This window comes from Rhizobacter sp. P2_H3, assembly GCF_056403355.1.
The window spans coordinates 1-10,586 of the sequence record NZ_JBFUFQ010000200.1; the positions used below are offsets into that span (position 1 = coordinate 1).

Genomic DNA, 10,586 nt, shown 5'->3' on the forward strand with positions numbered 1-10,586 from the left:
GCCTGCAACGGCGCTGATGATGGCATTGGGCGTCGGATGGCTGGCATGGTGCCTGCGGCGCCAGGCCCCGCCCGCTACACCTCGCGGAACTGCCCGGCGTTCTCTCGCAGCCATGCTGCGGCGCGCGGCTCGTCCTGCTGCAGCGGGTGGAAATCCGGCCGGAAGTACGCTCGCCATGGCGTGAAGGTGTCGCGCACCAGCCCGCCCTTCGCGAACAGCAGGCGCCAGGCGCTGCGCCAGGTGCCGCCCTGCAGCAGCGCACCGTCGTGCCACAGGTTGCGCAGGGTCTGGCGCATCACGTCGGTGACGAAGAAGAAGGTGACGACGCGGAACCAGCGGATGCGCCAGCGGTGGTTGCCGCCACCGGCGCGGTAGACGTCGAACGCGGTGCTGCGGTGCTCGGTCTCCTCGGACGCATGCCACAGCCACATCGTGCGCAGCCGCGCCTCGGCGCCGTCGAGCCGCTGCGGGTGCTGCAGCATCCAGGCCGCCATGATCGCGGTGAAGTGCTCGTAGCCGGCCGTCACCGCCAGCGCATGGCGCGGGTCGCCGGCCATGCGCTGGAAGCGCGCGATGCGGCGCGCCGCGCGCGGCCCCCAGGTGTTGCGGTGGCCCTGCGCCTCGAGCTGGCCGTTGAACAGGCCGTGGATGCGGCGGTGCGTCGCCTCCTGCGCGACGAAGCCCTGCACCTCGTCGGCGAAGCCGGCCTGCACATCCGCCGGCAAGGCCTTCGCGGCGGCCCGCACTGCATCGATGAAGAACTGCTCGCCGACCGGGAAGCTCATCGACAGCGCGTTGAAGAACGCCGTCAGGAAGGCATCGCCACCGGCCCAGCGCCGCTCGAACGGGGTCGACAGGTCGACGAGCAGCGAACGGACGGTGTGGTGGGCCATGGCCCCGATCCTAGTGGGTCGAACGGCGTGCGCGGCGCAGGGTTTGCCGCAGGAAGTCGATCGCCCCGGGCGGCACCGCCGTCACCAGGTACAGCGCCCACAGCTTCGGCTGCTTCCAGCGCTGGCGCAGGCTGTCGCCGAAATGCCGGTGCGCGGCGGCGTAGTCCTCGCGGTACCACATCTCCATGCCGACCCATTCGTAGGCGCTCGCGATCGTCTCGGTCAGCAGCGCCGGCGGCAGGTCGAGCCGGCCCCCGCGCCGCTCGCGTTCGCGCTCCACCTCGGGCAGCAGCGTCTTCAGGTAGTTGCTCGCGATCATCCAGCGGTAGGCCGGCTGGGTCAGCTGGTCGGCGGCGCCCTTGCGGTACAGCACGGCGCTCGCGTCGAGCAGCGCGGCCGGGCCGGCGCGGCTCGCCTTCAGGTGGTAGGCATGGTCCTCGCCGGACACCATGCTCTCGTCGAAACCGCCGATCGCGTCGGCGCGCTCGCGCGTCAGCATCAGCGTCGACGGCTGGCACAGGTTGCCGATCAGCATGCGCGAGCGCACGTCGCCCCAGTACACGCGGGTGCCGGCCTGCGGCCCGGTGGCATCGGGCACGAGCTCGGCGAGCCCCGCCTCGTGCTCGAACACCGCGATCCCGTGCTTCGCGAGCTGGCCATAGGCCGAGTACGCATCGCGCAGGTGCGCCTGCCGGACGAGCTGGCCGTGCTCGTCGACCACGTCGAGGTTGGTCCACAGCATGCCGACGCCGTGCGGCGCCAGCGCCCGCAGCGTGGCCACCTGCAGCTGCAGCTTCCACGGCTGCCACAGGTCGTCGGAATCGAGGAAGGCGATGAACTCGCCGCGCGCATGCGCCAGCCCCAGGTTGCGCGCCGACGACACGCCGCCGTTCGGCTTGCGCAGGTAGCGCAGCCGCGGCTCGTCGGCATAGCGGCGCCCGAGCACGCCGGCGGTGTCGTCACCGGAACCGTCGTCGACGACGATCAGCTCGAAGTCGCCGAAGGTCTGCGCCAGCACCGCGTCGATCGTGCCCGGCAGCAGCGCGGCGCGGTTGTAGGTCGGCATCACGATCGTGACGCACGGCGGCGGTGTCCGGCTGGCCGGTGACTCGCTCCTCACGCCCGTCACGCGTCCAGGCCGGCGTTGCGCCGGTTGCTGAAGGTCGCGCGGTCCATCTCGCGCACGTCGCACGAGACGGCCTGCACCTGCGGCAGCAGCGCCGCCAGCCCGCGCACGATCGCGGCCGACAGCTTCTTGCGGTCGGCCTCGCTGCGCCCGGTCAGCACGTAGGCGAACACATGGACGAAATCGGCATCGATGCCGCCGACCAGGCTGTGCTCGTGCACCAGCACGCGGATCTTCACGTCGCCGACGGTGAACAGCTCGCTGGCGAGCGCGGCGTCATGGACGGCACGCATCATCCGCTCGACCGGCACCTGGGCCGCGACCGACTTCGTGCACTCGAGGATGCAATGGGGCATGGGATCGTTCTCAGACGTCGAGGGTGTAGACGCGGGCCGCGGCACGCTCCGGCGCACTGTGGCCGCGCAGCGCCTGCGCCCACCCGGCGTCGTTGGCCGAGTGCGCCGGCGTCAGGCCGCGCACCATCACCGCGACTTCCTCGGAACCACCATCGATCTCGTTGAGCTGGTGCAGCTGCTCGTCGAACAGCCGCGCGATCGATGCGCCGGCGGCGTCGATCAGCACGAGGTAGCGGACTGGCTTGCTGTGCATCGTTGTTCTCCCTGGTCCGCTCAGCCGACCCAGCGGCGTGCGTTGTGGAACATCCGCATCCACGGGCTGTGGGCGGAAATGTCGCCCGAAGTCCAGCTCATCAGCACGTTGCGGAACACCCGCTCCGGGTGCGGCATCAGCACCGTGAAGCGGCCGTCGCCGGTGGTCACCGCGGTCAGGCCGTCGGGGCTGCCGTTCGGGTTCGCCGGGTAGGCCTCGGTCGGCCGGCCCGCGTGGTCGACGAAGCGCATCGCGCGCTTCACGGTGGCGGCGTCGCCGCGCTGCGAGAAATCGGCAAAGCCTTCGCCGTGCGCCACCGCGATCGGCAGGCGGCTGCCGGCCATGCCGCTGAAGAAGATCGACGGGCTCTCGAGCACCTCGACCTGCGCGAGGCGGGCCTCGAACTGCTCGCTGCGGTTGCGGGTGAACTTCGGCCAGTCCTGCGCGCCGGGAATGATCGGCGACAGCGCCGCCATCATCTGGCAGCCGTTGCACACGCCGAGCGCAAAGGTGTCGCTGCGCCCGAAGAACGCCGCGAACTGCTCGGCCAGCACCGGGTTGAACATCACCGAGCGCGCCCAGCCTTCACCAGCCCCCAGCGTGTCGCCGTAGCTGAAGCCGCCGCAGGCGACGAAGCCCTGGAACTGGTCGAAGCGCGCGCGGCCGGTCTGCAGGTCGCTCATGTGCACGTCGAAGGTGTCGAAGCCGGCCTGCGCCATCGAGTAGCTCATCTCGAGGTGGCTGTTGACGCCCTGCTCGCGCAGGATCGCCACCTTCGGGCGGGCGGTGTTGACGTACGGCGCGACCGGCGCCGCCGGGTCGAAGCTCAGCTGCAGGTGCAGCCCGGTGTCTTCGCTGCGGCCGGCGGCCTCGTGCTCGGCGTCGGCACACGCCGGGTTGTCGCGCAGCGTCGCGATGCGCCAGCTGACGTCGTCCCAGGCCTGGTGCAGCTCGCGCAGCGGCGCGCTGAACACCGCCTTCGCGTCGCGCCAGATCTCGACGACGCCACGCTCGTTGGTCTTGCCGATCACGTGGCTGTGCTTCGACAGGCCGTGCTCGCGCAGCACCTGCATCACCTCGTTGCGAGCGTCGGTGCGCACCTGGATCACGGCGCCCAGCTCCTCGTTGAACAAGGCCTTCAGCGTCAGCTCGGCGCGGCGCGCACCGACCTGCCCGGCCCAGTTCTTCGAGTCGCCGTGCTCGGCGCGGCTGTCGGCGATGCCGTCGCCTTCGGTGACCAGCATGTCGACGTTCAGGCTCAGGCCCAGGTGGCCGGCGAAGGCCATCTCGCAGGCAGCCGCCCAGAGGCCGCCGTCGCTGCGGTCGTGGTAGGCCAGCAGCTTGCCCTGGCTGCGCAGCTGGTTGATCGCGGCAACCAGCGACTTCAGCAGCGCCGGGTCGTCGAGATCCGGAACCTCATCGCCGAACTGGTTCAGCACCTGCGCCAGCATCGAGCCGGCCATACGGTTGCGGCCCTGCCCGAGGTCGATCAGCACCAGCGTCGTGTCGCCGGGCTGCAGCTGCGGCGTCAGCGTGCCGCGCACGTCGGCCAGCGTCGCGAAGGCCGTGACGATCAGCGAGACCGGCGCGGTGACTTGCCTGGCTGCGCCTTCATCGCTCCAGCGCGTGCGCATCGACAGGCTGTCCTTGCCGACCGGCACGCTGATGCCGAGCGCCGGGCACAACTCCATGCCGACGGCCTGCACGGTGTCGTACAGCGCCGCATCCTCGCCCGGCTCGCCGCAGGCGGCCATCCAGTTGCAGCTGAGCTTGATGCGTTCCAGCTCGATCGGCGCGGCCAGCAGGTTGGTGATGGCCTCGGCCACCGCCATGCGGCCGGAGGCCGGGGCATCCAGCGTCGCGAGCGGCGTGCGCTCGCCCATGCTCATCGCCTCGCCGCGGAAGCCGCGGAAATCCGCCAGCGTCACCGCGCAATCGGCCACCGGCACCTGCCACGGCCCGACCATCGGGTCGCGGTGGTTCAGGCCGCCGACGGTGCGGTCGCCGATCGTGATCAGGAAGCGCTTGCTGGCCACGGTCGGGTGGCGCAGCACGTCGAAGGCCACCTTGTCGAGCGACACGTCGGTGAGCTGCAGCGCCGGCAGCGTGCGTTCGACGCGCTTCACGTCGCGGTGCATCTTCGGCGGCTTGCCGAGCAGCACTTCCATCGGCATGTCGATCGGCGTGTCATCCGAACCGGGGTTGTCCAGCACCAGCTGCTTCTCGGCGGTCGTCACGCCGACCACCGCGAACGGGCAGCGCTCGCGCTCGCACATCGCGCGGAAGATCGGCAGCGCGTCAGGCGAGACCGCCATCACGTAGCGCTCCTGGCTCTCGTTGCACCAGATCTCCTTCGGCGCGAGGCCGCTCTCCTCCAGCGGCACCTGGCTCAGGTCGAAGCGCGCGCCCAGGCCGGCACCGTCGACCAGCTCGGGGAAGGCGTTCGAGATCCCGCCGGCGCCGACGTCGTGGATCGCAAGGATCGGGTTCGATTCACCGAGCGCCCAGCAGTGGTTGATGACCTCCTGCGCGCGGCGCTCGATCTCGGGGTTGCCGCGCTGCACCGAATCGAAATCGAGCTCGGCCGCGTTGGCGCCGGCCGCCATCGAGCTGGCCGCGCCGCCCCCCATGCCGATGCGCATGCCGGGGCCGCCCAGCTGGATCAGCAGCGTGCCGGCCGGGAACTGCAGCTTGTGCGTCTGGCTGTCGGAGATGCTGCCGAGGCCGCCGGCGATCATGATCGGCTTGTGATACCCGCGGCGCTGGCCGCCGACCGTCTGCTCGTAGACGCGGAAGTAGCCGGCCAGGTTGGGCCGGCCGAACTCGTTGTTGAACGCGGCGCCGCCGAGCGGGCCGTCGACCATGATCTGCAGCGGGCTCGCGATGTGCTCGGGCTTGCCGTAGGGCGACTGCTCCCACGGCTCGTTGGTGCCGGGCAGGTGCAGGTTCGAGACGCTGAAGCCGGTCAGGCCGGCCTTGGGCTTGGAGCCGCGGCCGGTCGCGCCCTCGTCGCGGATCTCGCCGCCGGCACCGGTGGACGCACCGGGGAACGGCGAGATCGCCGTCGGGTGGTTGTGCGTCTCGACCTTCATCAGCACATGCACCGTCTCCTCGCGCGGGCCGTACAGCGGCGCGTTGGTGTAGCCCTGCGGCAGCCAGCGTTCCGTGGGGCCGCCTTCCATCACCGACGCGTTGTCGCTGTAGGCCACCACCGTGTGCTGCGGCGCAAGCTGGTGGGTGTTGCGGATCATCGCGAACATCGAGCGTTCCTGCTCGATGCCGTCGATCGTGAAGCGGGCGTTGAAGATCTTGTGCCGGCAGTGCTCGCTGTTGGCCTGCGCGAACATCATCAGCTCGACGTCGGTGGGGTTGCGCTTCAGGCCGGTGAAGGCGGCGACCAGGTAGTCGATCTCGTCGTCGCTCAAGGCCAGGCCGAAGTCCTTGTTGGCGACCTCGAGTGCCTTGCGGCCTTGCCCGAGCACGTCGACATGCTCCATCGCGCGGCCGGCCTGTTCGTCGAACAGGTGGGCGGCGTCAGCGCGCTGCAGCAGCACGCTCTCGGTCATGCGGTCGTGCAGCAGCGCGGCCGCCTGTTGCAGCTCACCGGCTTCCAGCGGCTTGGCGGCGCCCAGCAGGCCAGCCAGGCCGGATTTCAGCACCAGGCGGTATTCCGTCACGCGCTCGACGCGCCGGATCGCGAGCCCGCAGTTGTGGGCGATGTCGGTGGCCTTGCTGGCCCACGGCGAGACGGTGCCCAGGCGCGGCGCCACCAGCACCAGCGCACCGTCGGCCGGGCCGGCATAGGCGTCGCCGTAGGTCAGCAGCGCAGCGAGCTTGTCGTGGGCGTCGCGCGGCAGCGGCTGGTCGCTCCACACCCAGTGGACGTGCCGAGCGTGCACGGCGGTGATGCGCGGGCTGATCGCCTGCAGCCGCGGCAGCAGGGCCTGGGCGCGGAAGGCGGACAAGGCGTTGCCGCCCTCGAAGTGCAGCAGATGCTTGGGTGTGGACGTCACGTTGGGGGCCAGCTTCGGGTTCTGGAGACCGGGTCGTGTTCAGGGACTGCCGGTGGAAACCCGGGATTTTACGGGGGTCGGTGCAATAATTCCGCCCCATGACGATCACGATCAAAACCGCCGAGGATGTCGCAGGCATGCGGATCGCCGGCCGGCTGGCCTCCGAAGTGCTGGACATGCTCACGCCGCACGTGAAGCCGGGCATCACCACCGAGCAGCTCGACAAGCTGGCGCACGACCACATCGTGGACGTCCAGCAAGGCATTCCGGCCCCGCTGAACTACGCGCCGCCGGGCTACACGCCCTACCCCAAATCGATCTGCACCTCGATCAACCACCAGGTCTGCCACGGCATCCCGAACGACCGGCCGCTGAAGGCGGGCGACATCGTCAACATCGACGTGACCGTCATCAAGGATGGCTGGCACGGCGACACCAGCCGGATGTTCGTCGTCGGCCACGGCTCGATCGCCGCGAACCGGCTGTGCCAGATGACCTACGACGCCATGTGGAAGGGCATCGTGAAGGTGAAGCCGGGCATCCACTTGGGCGATATCGGCCACTCGATCCAGACCTTCGCCGAGAACGCCGGCTTCTCGATCGTGCGCGAGTTCTGCGGGCACGGCATCGGCCGCAAGTTCCACGAAGAGCCGCAGGTGCTGCACTACGGCCGCCCCGGCACGCTCGAGGAGCTGGTGCCCGGCATGGTGTTCACGATCGAGCCGATGATCAATGCCGGCCGGCGCGACATCCGCGAGGCCGGCGACGGCTGGACCATCGTCACGAAAGACCGCTCGCTGTCGGCCCAGTGGGAGCACACCGTGCTCGTCACCGAGACCGGCTACGAGGTGCTGACGCTGTCGGCGGGCAGCCCGCCACCGCCGGCCTTCGTGACGGCCGCGGCCGCAGCCCCGTCCGCGACCACCACCGCCTGACGGTGGCCTCGATGGCGATGACGGTGGACACACCGGCGCCCGCTGCCGCGCGCAGCCTGGCGGAGCAGCGCAGCCGCTTCCGCGAGGGCAAGGCGGCGCTGATGGCGCACTTCCGCGAGTCGCGCGCCACCGCGCCGGCCGCGACCCGGCTGGTGCGGGCGCTGGCCCGCCACGTCGACCAGACGCTGCTCGGCCTGTGGGAGCACGCGATGATGCCGCCGGGTGCCGCGCTGCTGGCCGTCGGCGGCTACGGGCGTGCCGAGCTGTACCCACACTCCGACGTTGACGTGCTGGTGCTGCTGCCGCCCGGAGATGCGCTGCACAACGCCCGCATCGGCGCGCCAGGCTCCGACAACGATGCGCTGAAATCCTCGGTCGAGGGCTTCATCACCGCCTGCTGGGACCTGGGGCTGGAGATCGGCTCGAGCGTGCGCACCGTCGACGAATGCGTCGCCGAGGCGCATGGCGACGTGACGGTGCAGACCGCGCTGCTCGAATCGCGCTACCTGTGCGGCTCGAAGCGCGTGTTCAACGCCTTCCGGCGCGCGAATGCGGCCGCGATGGACCCGAAGGCCTTCCTGCGCGCGAAGACGCTGGAGATGCGCCAGCGCCACCAGAAGTACGAGGACACGCCCTACTCGCTGGAGCCGAACTGCAAGGAAAGCCCCGGCGGCCTGCGCGACCTGCAGATGGTGGTCTGGATCGCGCGCGCGGCGGGCCTGGGCCGCACCTGGACCGAGCTCGCGACGAAGGGGCTGATCACGCCGTTCGAGGTGAAGCAGCTGCAGCGCAACGAGGGCCTGCTGCGCCTGATCCGCGCGCGGCTGCACATGGTGGCCGGCCGCCGCGAGGACCGGCTGGTGTTCGACCTGCAGACCGCGGTGGCCGAGAGCTTCGGCTACGAGACCACGCAGATGCGCCGGGCGTCCGAGCAGCTGATGCACCGCTACTACTGGGCGGCCAAGGCGGTGACGCAGCTGAACCAGATCCTGGTGCTCAACATCGAGGAACGCATCAACGGCTCGCAGGATGCGCCGATGCGCCCGATCGGCACGCACTTCTTCGACCGCGCCGGCATGCTCGAGGTGGCGAGCGACGACCTGTACGAGCGCGAGCCGCACACCATCCTCGAGACCTTCCTGGTCTACCAGCAGACACCCGGCATCAAGGGCTTGTCGGCGCGCACGCTGCGCGCGCTGTACAACGCCCGCGAGGTGATGGACGGCGATTTCCGGCGCGACCCGGCGAACCGCGCGATCTTCATGCAGATCCTGCAGCAGCCCGAAGGCCAGACGCATGCCTTCCGGCTGATGAACCAGACCAGCGTGCTGGGCCGCTACCTGTGGGTGTTCCGGCGCATCGTCGGGCAGATGCAGCACGACCTGTTCCACGTCTACACGGTGGACCAGCACATCCTGATGGTGCTGCGCAACGTGCGGCGCTTCTTCATCCCGGAGCATGCGCACGAGTACCCGTTCTGCTCGCAGCTCGCCTCCACCTGGGACCGGCCGTACGTGCTGTACATCGCCGCGCTGTTCCACGACGTGGCCAAGGGCCGCGGCGGCGACCACTCCGACCTGGGAGCCACCGAGGTGCGGCGCTTCTGCCGCGACCACGGGCTCGACAAGGACGACACCGTGCTGGCCGAGTTCCTGGTCAAGGGCCACCTGACGATGTCGCGCATCGCGCAGAAGGAAGACCTGAGCGACCCCGAGGTGATCGAGAACTTTGCGCAGCTGGTGGGCACAGAGCGCCGGCTGACCGCGCTGTACCTGCTGACGGTGGCCGACATCCGCGGCACCAGCCCGAAGGTGTGGAACGCCTGGAAGGGCAAGCTGCTCGAGGACCTGTACCGACTGACCTTGCGCGCGCTGGGCGGCGCCACGCCGAACATGGACGCCGAGATCGAGGCGCGCCGGCAGGATGCGCGGCACACGCTGAACCTGTACTCGCTGCTGCCGGGCACCGAGGTGCCGCTGTGGAAGACGCTGGAGCTGAGCTATTTCGCGCGGCACGATGCCGGCGACATCGCCTGGCATGCGCGCTCGCTGTTCCGCCACGTGACGAGCACCGAGCCGATCGTGCGGGCGCGGCTGTCGTCGGTGGGCGAAGGGCTGCAGGTGCTGGTGTACGCGCCCGACCGGCCCGACCTGTTCGCGCGCATCTGCGGCTACTTCGACGGCGCCGGCTTCAACATCCTGGACGCGAAGATCCACACCACGCGTGCCGGCTATGCGCTCGACACCTTCCAGGTGATCAGCCCGCAGATGGAGCAGCACTACCGCGACCTGATCTCGCTGGTGGAGACGCAGGCGGCGCTCGCGTTGAAGGCCGAGGGCCCGTTGCCGGACCCGAGCCGTGGCCGGCTGTCGCGCCGCGTGAAGTCGTTCCCGATCACGCCGCGGGTGCTGCTGCGCCCGGACGAGCGCGGCCAGCGCTGGCTGCTGTCGGTATCGACCAGCGACCGCTCCGGGCTGCTGTACGCGATCTCGCGGGTGCTGGCACGCCACCACATCAACCTGCAGCTCGCGAAGATCACGACGCTGGGGGAGCGGGTCGAAGATACGTTCCTGATCGATGGCTCGGCCTTGCAGCAGAACCGGACCCAGATCGAGATCGAGAGCGAGTTGCTGGACGCGATCACGTAGTGCATCGATCAACGCTGCGTCGTATTCAACCAGCCCTTGCCCGCAAGGGTCGCTGCTAGTCGGAACTGGATCCGATGAGGATTGATACCTTCCCATCCGCAAAGAAGGCGTAGGCAAAGTCCCAAAAAACAGGGTATGCAGGATGTCCTGCTCTGAAACAGAATTTCTTCACTGCGTCAGCCTGCTTGGCCAAGCTCAAAGTGCAATCCTTCAACTCGACAAGCAACCCCTGAAACTCCCTTGAGTTCAACACCGAGTCGCTGGGGCCGGCCCCAGAATCTCCGGCGTAGCTTAGAAGCTCACCCATTTCGACGAGAATATCCTCGACACTTATCCCTTCTTCATTTTCGACCTCCGTACTC

The 10,586-nt window shown here is 69.4% G+C and carries 8 protein-coding genes; 2 read left to right on the forward strand and 6 right to left on the reverse strand.

Features of this window, described 5'->3' with window-relative positions:
* Positions 1–74 precede the first annotated feature (74 nt).
* From AC1D1T_RS25400 to purL, 5 genes are read right to left on the reverse strand one after another with little or no spacing between them, the layout of a single operon-like run.
* Entirely contained in the window at positions 75–893 is an 819-nt protein-coding gene (locus AC1D1T_RS25400; protein WP_477840848.1) for a metal-dependent hydrolase, read from the reverse strand.
* A gap of 10 nt (positions 894–903) precedes the next feature.
* Positions 904–2,085 (reverse strand): glycosyltransferase family 2 protein, encoded by a 1,182-nt coding sequence (locus AC1D1T_RS25405; RefSeq protein WP_477992715.1) that lies wholly within the window; start codon positions 2,083–2,085, stop codon positions 904–906.
* Positions 2,019–2,375 carry a 5-carboxymethyl-2-hydroxymuconate Delta-isomerase gene (locus AC1D1T_RS25410; RefSeq protein ID WP_047513545.1) on the reverse strand — a complete coding sequence of 119 codons (357 nt, stop codon included), beginning with the start codon at positions 2,373–2,375 and terminating at the stop codon, positions 2,019–2,021. The genes AC1D1T_RS25405 and AC1D1T_RS25410 overlap by 67 nt, the downstream gene beginning before the upstream one ends.
* 10 nt (positions 2,376–2,385) lie before the next feature.
* Positions 2,386–2,628, reverse strand: coding sequence for a hypothetical protein (locus AC1D1T_RS25415; protein WP_047513547.1), 243 nt, complete (start codon positions 2,626–2,628; stop codon positions 2,386–2,388).
* 20 nt (positions 2,629–2,648) lie between these two features.
* Positions 2,649–6,641, reverse strand: coding sequence for a phosphoribosylformylglycinamidine synthase (gene purL, locus AC1D1T_RS25420; RefSeq protein ID WP_477992716.1), 3,993 nt, complete (start codon positions 6,639–6,641; stop codon positions 2,649–2,651).
* 98 nt (positions 6,642–6,739) lie between these two features.
* Between purL and map the strand changes: the two genes are divergently transcribed.
* Positions 6,740–7,576, forward strand: a complete 837-nt coding sequence (gene map / locus AC1D1T_RS25425) for a type I methionyl aminopeptidase (RefSeq protein WP_047513551.1) — start codon at positions 6,740–6,742, stop codon at positions 7,574–7,576.
* 17 nt (positions 7,577–7,593) lie between these two features.
* The gene (locus tag AC1D1T_RS25430; protein WP_477992718.1) at positions 7,594–10,224 is read left to right on the forward strand and encodes a [protein-PII] uridylyltransferase; all 2,631 of its coding nucleotides are present in this window, start codon (positions 7,594–7,596) and stop codon (positions 10,222–10,224) included.
* Positions 10,225–10,279: 55 nt separating this feature from the next.
* On the opposite strand, the gene AC1D1T_RS25435 is transcribed toward AC1D1T_RS25430, so the two are convergent.
* Positions 10,280–10,586, reverse strand: a 307-nt coding sequence (locus AC1D1T_RS25435) for a hypothetical protein (protein WP_477992717.1), incomplete at its 5' end; no start/stop codon positions are given.